At 70.6% G+C, this 13,921-nt stretch carries 15 protein-coding genes; 8 read left to right on the top strand and 7 right to left on the bottom strand.

The window, feature by feature from the left end; all coding sequences use genetic code 11:
* Positions 1–5: 5 nt before the first annotated feature.
* Entirely contained in the window at positions 6–671 is a 666-nt protein-coding gene (locus CQ047_RS12510; protein ID WP_105675733.1) for a response regulator transcription factor, read from the bottom strand.
* A gap of 137 nt (positions 672–808) precedes the next feature.
* Here CQ047_RS12510 and CQ047_RS18895 point away from each other — a divergent pair, with 137 nt between their 5' ends.
* From CQ047_RS18895 to CQ047_RS12495, 4 genes are read left to right on the top strand one after another with little or no spacing between them, the layout of a single operon-like run.
* Positions 809–1,564 carry a hypothetical protein gene (locus CQ047_RS18895; RefSeq protein WP_181155929.1) on the top strand — a complete coding sequence of 252 codons (756 nt, stop codon included), beginning with the start codon at positions 809–811 and terminating at the stop codon, positions 1,562–1,564.
* Positions 1,561–2,613 (top strand): efflux RND transporter periplasmic adaptor subunit, encoded by a 1,053-nt coding sequence (locus CQ047_RS18890; RefSeq protein ID WP_181155928.1) that lies wholly within the window; start codon positions 1,561–1,563, stop codon positions 2,611–2,613. The genes CQ047_RS18895 and CQ047_RS18890 overlap by 4 nt, the downstream gene beginning before the upstream one ends.
* The gene (locus CQ047_RS12500) at positions 2,613–3,320 is read left to right on the top strand and encodes an ABC transporter ATP-binding protein (RefSeq protein WP_105675731.1); all 708 of its coding nucleotides are present in this window, start codon (positions 2,613–2,615) and stop codon (positions 3,318–3,320) included. Before CQ047_RS18890 ends, CQ047_RS12500 begins: the two co-directional genes overlap by 1 nt.
* Positions 3,317–4,531 carry an ABC transporter permease gene (locus CQ047_RS12495; RefSeq protein ID WP_105675729.1) on the top strand — a complete coding sequence of 405 codons (1,215 nt, stop codon included), beginning with the start codon at positions 3,317–3,319 and terminating at the stop codon, positions 4,529–4,531. Before CQ047_RS12500 ends, CQ047_RS12495 begins: the two co-directional genes overlap by 4 nt.
* 291 nt (positions 4,532–4,822) lie before the next feature.
* On the opposite strand, the gene CQ047_RS12490 is transcribed toward CQ047_RS12495, so the two are convergent.
* From CQ047_RS12490 to CQ047_RS12465, 6 genes are all read right to left on the bottom strand, one after another.
* Entirely contained in the window at positions 4,823–5,590 is a 768-nt protein-coding gene (locus tag CQ047_RS12490) for an ABC transporter permease (RefSeq protein WP_105675727.1), read from the bottom strand.
* On the bottom strand, positions 5,587–6,357 hold the full coding sequence (locus tag CQ047_RS12485) for an ABC transporter ATP-binding protein (protein WP_105675725.1): 771 nt from the start codon (positions 6,355–6,357) through the stop codon (positions 5,587–5,589). The genes CQ047_RS12490 and CQ047_RS12485 overlap by 4 nt, the downstream gene beginning before the upstream one ends.
* Positions 6,354–6,725, bottom strand: coding sequence for a DUF1048 domain-containing protein (locus CQ047_RS12480; protein WP_105675723.1), 372 nt, complete (start codon positions 6,723–6,725; stop codon positions 6,354–6,356). Before CQ047_RS12480 ends, CQ047_RS12485 begins: the two co-directional genes overlap by 4 nt.
* A 1-nt stretch (position 6,726) precedes the next feature.
* Positions 6,727–7,071 (bottom strand): PadR family transcriptional regulator, encoded by a 345-nt coding sequence (locus CQ047_RS12475; protein WP_105675721.1) that lies wholly within the window; start codon positions 7,069–7,071, stop codon positions 6,727–6,729.
* Positions 7,072–7,248: 177 nt separating this feature from the next.
* Entirely contained in the window at positions 7,249–7,887 is a 639-nt protein-coding gene (locus CQ047_RS12470; RefSeq protein ID WP_105675719.1) for a response regulator transcription factor, read from the bottom strand.
* Positions 7,875–9,110, bottom strand: coding sequence for a sensor domain-containing protein (locus CQ047_RS12465; RefSeq protein WP_223587366.1), 1,236 nt, complete (start codon positions 9,108–9,110; stop codon positions 7,875–7,877). The genes CQ047_RS12470 and CQ047_RS12465 overlap by 13 nt, the downstream gene beginning before the upstream one ends.
* A 108-nt stretch (positions 9,111–9,218) precedes the next feature.
* On the opposite strand from CQ047_RS12465, the gene CQ047_RS12460 reads away from it, so the two are divergent.
* From CQ047_RS12460 to CQ047_RS12445, 4 genes are all read left to right on the top strand, one after another.
* Positions 9,219–9,989 (top strand): ABC transporter ATP-binding protein, encoded by a 771-nt coding sequence (locus CQ047_RS12460; RefSeq protein WP_105675715.1) that lies wholly within the window; start codon positions 9,219–9,221, stop codon positions 9,987–9,989.
* The gene (locus CQ047_RS12455) at positions 9,989–12,553 is read left to right on the top strand and encodes an FtsX-like permease family protein (RefSeq protein ID WP_105675713.1); all 2,565 of its coding nucleotides are present in this window, start codon (positions 9,989–9,991) and stop codon (positions 12,551–12,553) included. The genes CQ047_RS12460 and CQ047_RS12455 overlap by 1 nt, the downstream gene beginning before the upstream one ends.
* Positions 12,554–12,584: 31 nt before the next feature.
* Positions 12,585–13,052, top strand: a complete 468-nt coding sequence (locus CQ047_RS12450; protein ID WP_146114343.1) for a hypothetical protein — start codon at positions 12,585–12,587, stop codon at positions 13,050–13,052.
* A 78-nt stretch (positions 13,053–13,130) separates the two neighbouring features.
* Positions 13,131–13,733 carry a DUF305 domain-containing protein gene (locus tag CQ047_RS12445; protein WP_105675709.1) on the top strand — a complete coding sequence of 201 codons (603 nt, stop codon included), beginning with the start codon at positions 13,131–13,133 and terminating at the stop codon, positions 13,731–13,733.
* Positions 13,734–13,921 lie beyond the last annotated feature (188 nt).

The following is a 13,921-nucleotide window of genomic DNA, read 5'->3' as shown; positions in this document are numbered from 1 at the left end:
GCGTCTCATGACGTCCCCATCCGGTATCCGTGGCCGGCCGCCGAGTGGATGACGGCCGGCCCTCCGAGCTTGCGGCGCAGCGTGTGCACCACGATCTTGACGACGCCGCGGGTCCGTTCGAGCGGCTCGTCCCACACCTCGTCGAGCAGCTCCTCCGCGCTCACGTATCCGCCCTCGGCGGTGAGCAGCGTCTCCAGCACCCCGAACTCCTTGAGGGTGAGCCGGATCGGCATCCCCTCCCGCTCCGCGATGCGCCGGGCCACGTCGAGCCGGATCCCGGCGAACTCGCGCACCGCGCTCTGCCGCGTCGTCTGCGTGCGGCGGGCGAGGGAGCGGATGCGCGCGAGCAGCTCCACGTAGGCGAAGGGCTTGGCGAGGTAGTCGTCCGCGCCGAGGTCGAGGCCCTCGACGCGGTCGGTGAGGGCGCCTGCGGCGGTGAGCATGAGGATGCGCGCGGGATACCCCTGCGCCACGAGGGTGCGGCAGACGGCATCCCCGTGCAGCACAGGCAGGTCGCGATCGAGCACGATCACGTCGACGTCGGATGCCGCGGCCGCTGTCAGCGCGCTCGCGCCGTCACGCGCGACGTCCACGAGGTACCCCTCTCGGCGCAGGCCGTCGGCCAGCGTGTCGGCCAGATCGACCTCGTCCTCCACCAGCAGCAGCCGCATGGCACCTCCCTCATCCGAGGGTGCGGGGGCCGCGGTTAGTTTCCGGTTAGGAGCCGTCATACCGACAGCAAACCACCGCCTCCATAGAACTGACTGCGGAGTCGTGGACGAGCCGCGGCCGGGAGAAAGGGAATGTCATGGTCGATGTGAAGAAGCGCCGCACCTTGGCGGTGATCCCCGCCATCGCGGCGGTCATCGTGCTCGCCGCCTGCGCGGCTCCGGAGGGACAGGGCAAGGGGGATGCCGCGAACGACGCCGCAGCGGCGCGTTTCGTGACATGCCTCACCGGGGAGGGGCAGACGGCGAAGATCCTCGAGGGCGGGCAGGTGGGCATGCTCATGCCCGATGCTCCCGGCGACTCCCCGATGGAGAGCATGGAAAGCGGGTCGGCGACGCTCAGCACGGGAGAGGGCGAGAACCTCGGCATGACCATGGTCACGACCGACGAGGACGGCATGTGGCTGGCGTCGACCACCGCAGACGGCTACCCGGAGGACGGCGGCCAGCGGGAGGCGTGGGAGACCTGCGAGAAGAAGGTCCCGGAGTTCTCGCAGCCCGAACCGGACATGTCGATGGCCGAGGGCGCCAAGGCGTTCTCCGCGAAGGACATGATCGAGGCGAGCCTGAAGTTCGCCGAGTGCGCCAGGGAGAACGGGTACGCGGACTTCGCCGATCCGGATGCCGACGGCATGCTGGAGCTGCCGGCCGGCATCACCGAAGACGAGGCCAGGGAGCTGCTCACGTCGTGCAAGGACGCGATGGGCGAGATGCCGCCGGCGATCTCCCAGAAGAGCATCGAGGCGCTCGACTTCGACTGGTTCGCCGTGGTGAGCGAGTTCTTCGAGGGCGGGTTCATGGCGACGACCGTCGTTCCCGCGGAGGGCGGCGAATGAGCCGCCGGGTGGCCTGGGTGCTGACGCCCCTCGCGCTCGTCGCCGCTGCGGGGGTGGCGCTCGCCGTGCTGCAGCCCTGGCGGTCCGCCGCTGAGAGTCCTGACGAGGGCAAGAAGCCGGTCACGGCCATCGCCGAGCTCACCACGCTCACCTCCGACCTGCGTCTGAACGGCAGCCTCAGCTACGGCGCATCCATCGACCTCCCCGGGCGCGGAGGCACCGTCACCCGTCTGCCGAAGGCCGGCGATGTGGTGAGCGTCGGTCAGGCGCTCTACGAGGTCGACGGCAAACCGGTGATCGCGGTGCGCGGTGACCGGCCGTTCTGGCGGGATCTCGGCATGGGTGTGGAGAAGGGTCCCGACGTGCGTCAGCTGGAGCAGGCGCTCGCCGACCTCGGCTTCGGCAAGAATCTGACGGTCGACGACGAGTTCACCCAGGTCACGGAGGCCGCGGTCAAGGCCTGGCAGAAGTCGCTCGGGATGGCGAAGGACGGCGTCGTGAAGCTGGGGGACGTCGTCGCGATCGCCGATGCCTCGGTGCGGGTCGATGCGGTGAAGGCACACCTGGGCGATCCCGCCGGCTCCAGCCCGCTCAGCTACACGGGCACGACCCTGCGCGTGGTGGCGAAGCTCACGGATGCGCAGGCGAGGGAGATCCTGCCGGGGACGGCGGTGAAGGTCGTGCTCCCCGACGGCACCGAGGTTCCGGCGACGATCACGTCGATCGACCCCGGCGGGCAGCCGACGGAGAAGGAGGGCGAGACGACGCCGCCCACCGCGCTGGTCGATCTGGCCGACCCCGCGGCCGCGCAGGGCATCGGCCTTCGCGCCGTGAAGGTCGTGCTCGCGGCCGACGAGGTCAAGGACGCGCTCGTGGTCCCGGTGACCGCGCTGGTCGCCACCGCCGACGGCGGCTATGCGGTGGACGTGCTCCGCAAGAACGGGAAGGTCGAGCGGGTGGCGGTCGAGGTCGGGCTGATCGCCGACGCCCGGGTGCAGATCGTCGGGGGAGACCTCGCCGAGGGCGACGCCGTGGTGGTGGCCCAGTGATGCCCGGAACGGTCGTCGAGCTGGTCGACGTCGTCAAGGAGTATCCGGGCAGCCCGCCGCTGCGCGTGCTGCACGGGGTCGACCTGGCCATCGGGAGCGGTGAGCTCGTGTCGGTGGTGGGGGCGTCGGGATCGGGCAAGAGCACGATGCTCGCGATCATGGGCACGCTCGACGATCCGACGAGCGGCACCGTGCTGATCGACGGCACGGACGTCGCGAGGCTGGGGGAGCGCGAGCGCGCCGCCCTGCGCGCGCGGCGGATCGGGTTCGTCTTCCAGCAGTTCTTCTTGCTGCCGGCGCTGAGCGCGCTCGACAACGTCGCACTGGGGCTGCTCTACTCCGGGGTCCCTGCGGCGGAGCGGGCGTCGAGGGCCGCGGTCGCACTCGAACGGGTGGGGCTGGGTGCGCGCATGCGGCACCGGCCCGGTCAGCTGTCGGGCGGCGAGCAGCAGCGCGTCGCGATCGCCAGGGCGGTCGTCGGCGATCCGTCGGTGCTGTTCGCCGACGAGCCGACCGGCGCCCTGGACTCGACCACGGGCGGGCGCATCCTCGAACTGCTCACCTCCATCTCCGAGGCCGGAACCGCAGTGGTGATCATCACCCACGATGCGCACATCGCCGCCCGCACGCAGCGTCAGGTGAGCATCCACGACGGGCGCATCCTCAGCGACACCGGAGCCCTGGTCCTGGAAGGAGCAGCACGATGAAGCGGCGTTCAGGGGAGAGGATGCCGCGGCTCAGCGCGCTCGACAGCATCCGCACCGCGCTCATCGGTCCACGCAGCCGCAAGATGCGCACGGCGCTCTCGGCGCTCGGTGTGGCGGTCGGGATCGCGGCTCTCACCGCGATCACGGGTATCGCGGCGTCGAATCAGGCGGCGCTGCTCGCCAAGCTCGACGCGCTCGGCGCCGACATGCTCGTCGTCCAGCCGGGATACGGTCCCGACGACAAGCCGGTGCCGCTGCCCCAGTCGGCCGCGGGCATGATCGACCGGGTCGACGGCGTCGAGGAGGTCGGCGTGCTGCAGAGCGTGCCCGACGGGATCGGCGTGTACCGCAACGACCTGATCGCGAAGAGCCAGGGCAACGGGCTGACGGCGTACGCGGCGAGCCCGGACTTCCTGTCGTCGGTGGAGGGGTCGGTGGCCGAGGGGGAGTGGTTCGACGAGTCGACGCGCTCCCTTCCGGTCACGGTGCTCGGGGCCGCGGCCGCGGCGCGCATGGGGATCACCGAGCCCGGTGTGCGGGTGTGGATCGGAGAGCAGTGGTACACGGTGATCGGCATCCTGGACTCTGCGGGTCTCGCCGAGTCGATCGACGCCTCGGCGTTCCTCGGCGACCGCTGGGCCGCTGAGCACGTGTCGGCGGATGGAGAGAAGAACACCATCGCGTCGATCTACGTCCGGATGGCGGACGGCGGGACGGGAGCGGATGTGCGCGACGCCGTCGCGCGCGCAGCCAACCCGGCATCCGACTACGTGCAGGTCATGGGACTCGGCGATCTCGCCGGAGCCCGGGAGACCGCGGACGACTCGCTGTCGGGCCTCGCGGTCGGCCTCGCGGCGATCGCGCTGCTGGTCGGGGGGATCGGCATCGCGAACACCATGGTGGTGGCCGTGCTGGAGCGTCGAGGCGAGATCGGGCTGCGACGGGCGCTCGGCGCGCGCTCGGGGCAGATCGCGGGGCAGTTCGTCGGCGAGGCTCTGGTGCTGGGCGGGCTCGGCGGACTGGTCGGCATGCTGCTCGGCGGGGTCGGGGTGTTCGTCTACGCCGCGATCCAGGGGCAGGCGGCGTCGATACCGCTCGTCGTGCTGGTCGGCGGGCCGCTCGTGGCGCTCGCGGTCGGCGTCGTCGCTGGTCTCTACCCCGCGGTGAGCGCGGCACGGCTGTCGCCGACCACGGCCCTGCGGACGGTGTGAGGCCGCGGCATCCGCTCTCCGCCGCGGGGTGAGCGCGTGTTCGGGAGGAGATCTCTTCTTCGGGCTGAGGAATCCGGCTCAGGTCTCAGCCCGAACGCGAGTTCTCCTCCCGACGCGTCGGGACGCGACATGTCGGGACACGACGCGACGGGACCCGACCCGAGGAGACGTGACCCGACGTGTCGGGACCCGACCCGACCGGGCGGGACGTGACCGCACGCCGCCGAGCGCGGCGAAACGCCCCGTCCGGGGAGTATCCCCGGGCGGAGCGTTCCGTCTCGCTGGGCGAGGTCAACTGATCTTCTTGCGGTAGGCGATGATCGCGAACACGTAGCCGACGACGAGGATGCCGACGCACCAGGCGAGTGCCACCCAGATGTCGTTCCCGACGGGCTTCTCGGCGAACAGCGCCTGGATCGTGTTGACGATCGAGGTCACCGGCTGGTTCTCGGCGAACCAGCGCACCGGCCCCGGCATCGTGTCGGTGGGCACGAAGGCCGAGCTGATGAACGGCAGGAAGATGAGCGGGTACGAGAAGGCGCTCGCTCCGTCGGTCGTCTTCGCGCTGAGCCCCGCGATGATCGCGAGCCAGGTGAGCGCGAGGGTGAACAGCAGCAGGATGCCGATGACCCCGAGCCACGCGAACACGCTCGCCCCTGTACGGAAGCCCATGAGGAAGCCGACCGCGAAGATGATCGCCAGGGTGATGCCGTTCGCGACGAGCGAGGTGAGCACATGCGCCCACAGCACGCTCGATCGGGCGATCGGCATGGAGTGGAACCGCTCGAAGATGCCCGACTGCATGTCGGTGAACAGCCGGAACGCCGTGTAGGCGATGCCCGACGCGATCGCGATCAGCAGGATGCCGGGGAGCAGGTAGTTGACGTAGTTCTCGGTGCCGGTGCTCTGCTTGAGGGCTCCGCCGAAGACGTACACGAACAGCAGCATCAGCGCGATCGGGGTGACCGCCGTGGTGATGATGGTGTCGGCGCTGCGGAAGATGTGCCGCATGGAGCGGCCGGTGAGCGTCGCGGTGTCGGCGACGAAGTGCGTGCTCATGCTGCGTTCTCCTTTCCGGTGGTGCCGACCAGGGTGAGGAAGATCTCCTCGAGGGTCGGCTGCTTCTCGACGTACTCGACCGAGGCTGCGGGGAGCAGCTTCTTGAGGTCGGCGAGGGTGCCGTTGGCGATGATGCGACCCTCGTGGAGGATCGCGATGCGGTCGGCGAGCTGCTCGGCCTCGTCGAGGTACTGCGTGGTGAGCAGCACCGTGGTGCCGCTGTCGGCGAGGGAACGGACGACGTCCCACACCTCGATGCGCGCCTCGGGGTCGAGGCCGGTGGTGGGCTCGTCGAGGTAGATGACCTCGGGGTGTCCGACCAGGCTCATCGCGATGTCCAGCCGGCGGCGCATGCCGCCGGAGTAGGTGCCGACCTTGCGGGATCCGGCATCCGTCAGTCGGAACTTCGCGAGCAGGTCGTCGGCGACGGCGCCCGGGTTCTTCAGGTGCCGCAGCTTCGCGACGAGCACGAGGTTCTCGTGTCCGGTGAGGATCTCGTCGACCGCGGCGAACTGGCCGGTGAGGCTGATCGACTCGCGCACCTTGAGAGGATCTGCGGCGACGTCGACGCCCTGCACCGTGGCGGTGCCGGCATCCGACTTCAGCAGGGTGGAGAGGATGCGGACCATGGTGGTCTTGCCGGCGCCGTTGGAGCCGAGCAGCGCGAAGATCGACCCGGAGGCGACCTCGAAGTCGACGCCGCGGAGCACGTGCAGGTCCTTGTAGGACTTCTCGATGCCGCGCACCGAGATGGCGGGGGTGGTCATGATCGGTTCTCCTTCTTCTTCGCGTCGTCGAACGCCTTGATGAGGCGCCCGCGCTCCTTGTCGATCCACTGCCGTCCGCCGTACGCCGCGGCGTAGTTCTCGGCGAACTCGACCGGGTCGTCGCCGACGATCGCGCTGACGGGAGTGCCGTCGAGCGCGGCCCGCTCCCACATGTCGGCGATGTCGAGGAACATCTTCACGATGGTGTCGCCGTCGGTGATGCCCCCGTAGTACATGTTGTAGCGCTGCTGGGCCTTGGCCATCTCGCGATACGGCTCGGGGAGGGCGTTGATGCGGGCCTGCGCCTGCTTGTACTGCTTCTTCTCTTCGAGCGATCCGGTGATCATCTCGATCCACTTCGCGGCCATGTCAGTTCTCCTTGTCGTCTGTGTTCGTGCTGTTCAGCTGTTCGATGTGCGACTTGAGGAAGTCCCAGGTCTTCCAGAACTCCTCGAGCTCCTGCCGGCCCTGCGCGTTCAGGGTGTACACCTTGCGGGGCGGGCCCTTCTCGCTCGGAACCTTCTCGACGTCGACGAGGTTCTTCTGCTCGATGCGCACGAGGAGTGCGTAGATCGTGCCCTCGGCGATGTCGGTGAACCCGTGGTCGCGGATTCGCGTGGTGATCTCGTACCCGTATGCCGGCTGCTCGGCGAGGAGGGCCAGAACGATGCCCTCCAGAGTGCCCTTGAGCATCTCGGTCATCTGCTTGCCCATCAGGTCCTCCTTTCTCTCTTCTGTCTCGGTCTTCGGTACTCAGTGTTGCTGGGTACCAGTACAAAGTAACACTGAGTACCGGTACTTAGCAACACCGAATACCAAACTTTTCTCGACGGGCTCGAAGGGTCGCAGAAGAGACCTCCGCAGGCGGCGCGGAGGGGAGGGCGGATGCCGTCAGCTGCGCAGGTACGCCAGGACGGCGAGCACGCGACGGTGTCCGCTGTCGCTGGCGGCGAGACCGAGCTTCGCGAAGATGTTGCCGATGTGCTTGCTCACCGCGGTCTCGGTGACGAACAGCCGGCTCGCGATCGTGAGGTTGTCGAGACCCTCGGCCATGAGCCCGAGCACCTCCCGCTCGCGCGGAGTGAGCGTCTGCACCGGATCATCGGCACGGCGTCGGCTCATGAGCTGGGAGATGACCTCGGGGTCCATGACCGTCCCGCCCGCCGCCACGCGGCGCAGGGCGTCGACGAACGAGGCGACCTTGCCCACCCGCTCCTTGAGCAGGTAGCCCAGCCCGTCGGCCCCCGCCGCGAGCAGCTCTCCGGCGTAGCGGTCCTCCACGTAGGCGGAGAGGACGAGCACGGGGAATCCGGGGCGACGGCGGCGTGCCTCCGCCGCCGCCTTCAGGCCCTCGCTGGTGAAGGTCGGCGGCATCCGCACGTCGAGGACGGCGGCGTCGGCATCCTCGAGCAGCGCCAGGAAGTCGTCGCCGTTGTCGACGGCCGCGACCACGTCGAAACCCTCGCTGCGCAGCAGCAGCGCCAGCCCCTCCCGGAGCAGGGTGTCGTCCTCCGCGATCACGATCCGCACAGCATCTCCGCTCTCAGCGTCGTCGGCCCGCCCGCGGGGCTCGTCAGGTCCATCGTGCCCTCGAAGGCCTCGATGCGTCGTCGGATGCCGGCGAGACCTCCGCCGGGGCGTTCGATCGCCCCACCGCCGCCGTCATCCGTGACGGTGATCTCCAACAGGTCGCCGTCGCGTCGCACCCGCACGGACGCGCTCGCCGCGTCGCTGTACTTGTTCACGTTGGTGAGGGCCTCGGCGACGACGAAGTAGCTCGCCGACTCCACGGCCGCCGGCACCCGGCCCACGTCTGACGACTCCAGCGTGCACGGCACGGCGCTGCGTCCGGCGAGGGACGCGAGCGCCCCTTCGAGTCCGAGCTCGTCGAGGATCGGCGGATAGATGTCATGCACCGTGCGGCGGAGTCCCGCGAGGGCGTCGGTCGCGGCATCCTGCGCGCGGCGCACCTGCTCGACGGCATCCGTCGCGCCGGTCTCGAGGGCGCGCTCCGCGATGCCGAGCATCATGACGACGTTCACCAGCCGGTTCTGCGCGCCGTCGTGCAGGTCGCGCTCGATCCTCCGCAGCTCGGCGCCGTGCGCGTCGAGTGCGGCGGCGCGGCTCAGGGTCAGCGCGTCGACCCGCTCGGCGAGCAGAGACCGGCGGGGGGCTGTGAGCATCCGCGCCGAGATCAGGGAGAAGAGACGGGCGATGGCGGGGATCAGCGCCCACGAGATGAGGCCGTAGATGACGCCGACCAGCGGCATGAGAGCCGCGGACTGCCAGGACGTGACGGGGAAGGCGAACACGATCGGCTCGTCGGCCGGAGCGAGCTGCCAGTAGAACGGGATGGCGAGCGACTGGACCACGCCGATGGGGAGCGCGATCGTCACGATCGACACGAACATCATCGGCAGCGCGTGCACCGTGAGCCAGAGGGCTTCGCGGCCCGCGGCGGGGGAGAACGAGAAGCGCAGGCGCTCGTCGATGGTCGCGCCGCGGTGCAGGGTCCCGCCCGGCGACGGGATGTCCTCACCCCGGTAGCGCCCCACGCGGCGGCGGTTCACATCGCTCCACCTGTGCAGGATCCGCACGAACTGCGGCAGCAGCAGGACTCCGCCCGTGATGAGCATCAGGGGGAGCAGCACGAGTCCGATGCAGAAGAGCAGGAGGGAGCCGAGGGATGCCGCGGTGTCGACCGCGACGAACGCCCAGTCGCGCAGCCAGCGCCGCATCCGTCCGTCTTTCACCGTGCCAGTCTGACGGACAACCCGAGCCGGCGCGGTACAGCTGGCTCCACCATCCATCCGGTGCCCCGCAGGATGGGATGCCGCGCGCGGTCTTCCTAACGTCGAAGCATGACTTCTCCACTTCAGGCATCCGCCTCCGCCCCCGCAGCCGTGACCGAGGCGCTGCGCCTCGACGGTGTCGTCAAGTCCTACGGATCAGGACCAGGCAAGGTCACCGCGCTGCGGGGGATCGACCTCGTCCTCGGGCAGGGGACCTTCACCGCGATCATGGGGCCGTCGGGCTCCGGAAAGAGCACGCTGCTGCACAGCGCGGCCGGTCTCGACCGTCCGACCAGCGGATCGGTGCGGCTCGGCGGCACCGAGATCTCCGGGATGCGTGCGGCCGCGCTGACGGCGTTCCGCCGTGACCACATCGGCTTCGTCTTCCAGGCGTACAACCTGCTTCCCGCGCTCGACGTCGACGACAACATCACGCTTCCGCTGCGCCTCGCCGGCCGCCCGCTCGATCGGGCGTGGCTCGACTTCCTGGTGGAGTCGGTCGGACTCGTCGAGCAGCGGCGGCGGAGGCCCTCTGAGCTCTCCGGCGGTCAGCAGCAGCGTGTGGCGATCGCCAGGGCGCTCATCACGCGTCCACACGTGCTCTTCGGCGACGAGCCGACCGGAGCGCTCGACTCGCGCGCGGGTGCGCAGGTGCTCGACCTCCTCGCGCACATGACGAAGTCCCTCGGGCAGACCGTGGTGATGGTCACCCATGACCCCGTCGTCGCCTCGCACGCCGACCGCGTGATCTTCCTCGCCGATGGAGCCTTCGCCGGCCACCTCGACGGGGCCACGCCCGCCCGGATCACCGAGCGCATGAGCTCGCTCGGGGAGTGGTGATGGGTGCCGCGCCCCTGCGCATGGGGCGGCTCGTACGCGCAGACGTCCGCTTCCATCGCGGCGGCTTCGTCGGAGTGGCGGTGGCCATCTTCGTCGCGACGATGCTCGTCACGGGCCTCGGCGTGCTCGTCGAGTCCGGCATCCGCGGTGGACTCGCCCCCGAGCGCTACACGCAGGTCGACGTGGTCGTCGGCGCCTCCCAGCAGGCGGAGTCGACCGCCCCCGCCGAGCCGCCGCCCGGGGTGCCGGACGGCGTTCCGGTGCCGCCGTCGGGCGACCTCCCGATCTCCCTTCCGGAGCGAGCGGTGCTCCCCGACGGGGCGGCGGATGCCGTCGCCGCGGTGCCCGGCGTGGCGAGCGTGGTGGCCGACGTCACGGTGCCGCTCGTCGACGCTGCGGGCCTCGTCGTCGAGGCGCACCCGTGGTCGGCGACTGCGCTGTCCGCCGTCGCGCTGCGCGACGGGCGGGCACCTGAGGCCGAGGACGAGGTCGTCATGGTCGCCGGTCCCGGCGTCGAGGTCGGCGTGACCGTCCTCCTCGCCCACGGCGGAGAGCGCGCGGAGTACCGCGTCGTCGGCGTGCTCGCGGAGACGGGAGCCCCCACCCGAGCGCAGCACGTGTACCTCTCCGACGACCGCATCGCCGACCTCGATCCCCACGGCGGCACCGCGCAGGTGCTCGGCGTCTTCGTGGCGGAGGGGGCGGCGCCCGACGAGGTCGCCGAGGCGATCAGGGCCGCCGTCCCCGGACTCAGCGCGCAGACCGGAGCAGGACGCGGCGACATCGAGTTCCTCGACTCCGGCGCCGCGCGCATGACGCTCATCGCGATCGGCAGCGCGTTCGTCGGCACCTGCATCCTCGTCGCGCTGTTCATCGTCGCCGGGACGCTGTCCCTGTCGGTGCAGGCGCGGCGTCGCGACTTCGCCCTGCTCCGCGCTGTCGGAGCGAGCCCGCGTCAGGTGCACTCCCTGATCGCACGAGAGGTGCTCTCGGTCGCGGGGGTCGCGGCGGTGCTCGGCATCCTGCCCGGCTACCTGCTCTCGACGGCGCTGCAGACGGCGTTCGTGCAGGGCGGGGTGATCCCCGGCGACTTCGCGCTGGCGATCAGTCCCATCCCCGCCGCCGGCGCGCTCCTGCTCGTGCTCGGCTCCGCCTGGGGTGCAGCGGCCATCGCCGCGCGGAGACCGGCCCGGCTCGACCCGGTCGAGGCTCTGCGTGAGTCGGCCACCGGGGCCCGGAGCATCGGCCTGCCGCGCATCATCGTGGGCATCGTGCTCGCGGCGGCGGGGGTCTCGCTGTCGACCGTGCCGCTCGTGGCACGCGGCGAGTACGCCAGGGGTGCCGCAGCGGGAGCGGCGATGGTGCTCATCGTCGCGCTCGCCGTGCTCGGCCCGTGGCTCGTCGGTCTCGTGATGCGCCTGCTCGGTGCGGTGCTGCGGCGCACGACCGCCGCGGGGTTCCTCGCGGCCGAGAACAGCATCGCGAACAGCCGGCGGATGGCGAGCGCCATCCTCCCCCTGGCGCTGGGGATCGGCCTCGGCCTCGTGCAGGTCGGCGCTCCGGCGATCGTCGCGGCGGAGGCCGCGGCGCAGGCGGAGGCCGGCGTCACCGCGGATCTGCGCGTGAGCGCGCAGGCCGGGATCTCGACGGGTGCGCTCGGCGTCGTCTCCGACGTGCCGGGGGTGACCCAGGTGAACCCGGTGACGGTGAGCATGGCGGCGCTCGACTACCGCGATCTCGACGGCTCTCCGATGATCGGCGAGCACACGCTGCAGGGGATCGCCCCCGACGCGGTGTCCGACACCCTCGATCTGCGCGTGCAGTCGGGGGGCCTGGAGGCGCTGGACGGAGAGCACGCCGTCGCTGTGAGCACCGACATGGTGCAGACGCTGGGGGTCGACCTCGGCGACACCGTCAAGGGGCGGTTCGGCGACGGAACGCCGCTGGAGGCGGTGGTCGTCGCGACCTACGAGCGGGGGCTCGGGTTCGGCGACCTCACGATGGAGGCGGATGCCGTGCGCCTGCACACGACGGACGCTCTCACGGACTTCGCGCTCGTCGCGGTGGCCGACGGCGCGGCATCCGATGTCCGGGCGTCGCTCGAGAGCGCGGGACTCCTGGTCCAGGGGGTCGGCGGGCAGAAGGCGGCTGGGGCCGATGCGCAGTCGCAGCAGGGCTGGGTGAACCTCGTGGCGCTGATCGTGATCCTCGGGTACATCGCGATCGCGGTCATCAACACCCTGGTCATGGCCACGGCCGAGAGGTCGAGGGAGCTGGCGCTGCTGCAGCTGATCGGCTCGTCGCGGCGGCAGGTGCGGGCGATGATGCGCACGGAGGCCGTGCTGATCGCCGTGATCGCCGCGGTGTTCGGCGTCGCCGTCGCGATCCCGCCGCTGATGGGCATGAGCATCGGGGTGAGCGGGAGTCCGATCCCCGCACTGCCGCTGGGGATGAGCGGGATCATCATCGGATCGATGTCGGTGCTCGCGCTTGTCGCGCTCTGGGTCGCGACCATCACGACGATGCGCGTCCGGCCGATCGACGAGATCGGGTCGAGGCAGTAGTCCACATACCCCAGAGGGGTATCATCGAGGGATGAGACGACGGCGAGTGGTGCGCAGCGCACTGCTCGCCGTCGTGCTCGCCACCGGCGTCATCGTCGGGCTTCTCGGCATGCACGCGCTCGACGTGCACGGTACGGCCCATGCGGCGGTGGGGACGCACGGCCCGGCGGTGGGGGCGGCGCACGATGCCCCGGTGCACGTGGCGGCGGTGGGGGTGCACGCCGCGTACGGCTCGGTCTCTGCGGATGCGCTCGCCGCCGCACCTTCCTCCGGGGGCGCTCTCCTCAGCTCGTCGGGATGCGCCGACTGCGATGCGGACGGCGGGATGTGGGCCGTGTGCGTGCTCGCGCTCCTCGCCGGCCTGCTCCTGCTTCTCGTGCCGCGCGCGCATCGACGGCTGCATCCCGCGCTGTCCCGTCTCCTGCCACGAGAGCTCTTCGCCGATGCGGCGTTCCCTCGACCGCCATCCCTGATCGTCCTCTGCATCAGTCGAACCTGAACCGCGGGCGCTCCCGCATCACGTGCACCGCGCCGCGGTCGCGCGCATCGACTGAACCCACAGACAGAGAGAACAGACATGAAGATCAGCACTGCGGCTGCGGCCGCCCTCCTCCTCGCCGGCGGCATCGCGCTCGCCGGCTGCGCACCCACGGGATCGGGAGGTTCCATGCCCGGCATGGACCACTCGGCATCCGATGCTCCGGCATCCGAGTCGTCGGCATCCGACGCGAACGCCGCCGATGCGATGTTCGCGACCATGATGATCGTCCATCACGAGCAGGCGGTCGAGATGTCCGACCTCGTGCTCGGCGACGAGGGCGTCGACCCGCGCGTCATCGACCTCGCCGAGCGCATCAAGGCGGCGCAGTCCCCCGAGATCGAGCAGCTGCGGGGGTGGCTCGACGACTGGGGTGTGTCCGCAGAGTCCGGCGGGCAGATGGATCACGGTGACGGCATGATGACCGCCGACGACCTCGCCGCGCTGGAGGACGCGACCGGCGTCGAGGCGTCGCGGCTGTTCCTGGAGCAGATGATCGTGCACCACGAGGGCGCGATCGACATGGCGGAGTCGCAGCTCGCCGACGGGCAGAACCCCGACGCGGTGGCTCTCGCGCAGAGCATCGTCGACGCCCAGGGCGCCGAGATCGCCGAGATGAAGGAGCTCCTCTCGACGCTCTGAGGTTCACAACTCCTCAAGAATCCGGAGTGCGAGCGCAGGATGGGCCGGATCCGCGGGGATCCGGCCCATCCTTGAGGAGTTGTGAACCGCCGGGCGGCGGCAAGCCCGGCGGCGGCGGGCCCGGGCGGCGATGTCGGGCGGGGGGCCGGGCCCGCCACTGCTGCACGCCGCCCGGCTCGTCTCGTCGC

This window comes from Microbacterium sp. MYb72 (assembly GCF_002979415.1).
Classification (GTDB): domain Bacteria; phylum Actinomycetota; class Actinomycetes; order Actinomycetales; family Microbacteriaceae; genus Microbacterium; species Microbacterium natoriense.
This window is presented reverse-complemented; position numbering and strand designations above follow the sequence as displayed.

Coding starts and splice junctions, on each gene's coding strand:
- CQ047_RS12510 (WP_105675733.1), bottom strand. CDS start 671: ATGCGGCTGCTGCTGGTGGAGGACGAGGTCGATCTGGCCGACACGCTG.
- CQ047_RS18895 (WP_181155929.1), top strand. CDS start 809: ATGGTCGATGTGAAGAAGCGCCGCACCTTGGCGGTGATCCCCGCCATC.
- CQ047_RS18890 (WP_181155928.1), top strand. CDS start 1,561: ATGAGCCGCCGGGTGGCCTGGGTGCTGACGCCCCTCGCGCTCGTCGCC.
- CQ047_RS12500 (WP_105675731.1), top strand. CDS start 2,613: ATGCCCGGAACGGTCGTCGAGCTGGTCGACGTCGTCAAGGAGTATCCG.
- CQ047_RS12495 (WP_105675729.1), top strand. CDS start 3,317: ATGAAGCGGCGTTCAGGGGAGAGGATGCCGCGGCTCAGCGCGCTCGAC.
- CQ047_RS12490 (WP_105675727.1), bottom strand. CDS start 5,590: ATGAGCACGCACTTCGTCGCCGACACCGCGACGCTCACCGGCCGCTCC.
- CQ047_RS12485 (WP_105675725.1), bottom strand. CDS start 6,357: ATGACCACCCCCGCCATCTCGGTGCGCGGCATCGAGAAGTCCTACAAG.
- CQ047_RS12480 (WP_105675723.1), bottom strand. CDS start 6,725: ATGGCCGCGAAGTGGATCGAGATGATCACCGGATCGCTCGAAGAGAAG.
- CQ047_RS12475 (WP_105675721.1), bottom strand. CDS start 7,071: ATGGGCAAGCAGATGACCGAGATGCTCAAGGGCACTCTGGAGGGCATC.
- CQ047_RS12460 (WP_105675715.1), top strand. CDS start 9,219: ATGACTTCTCCACTTCAGGCATCCGCCTCCGCCCCCGCAGCCGTGACC.
- CQ047_RS12455 (WP_105675713.1), top strand. CDS start 9,989: ATGGGTGCCGCGCCCCTGCGCATGGGGCGGCTCGTACGCGCAGACGTC.
- CQ047_RS12450 (WP_146114343.1), top strand. CDS start 12,585: ATGAGACGACGGCGAGTGGTGCGCAGCGCACTGCTCGCCGTCGTGCTC.
- CQ047_RS12445 (WP_105675709.1), top strand. CDS start 13,131: ATGAAGATCAGCACTGCGGCTGCGGCCGCCCTCCTCCTCGCCGGCGGC.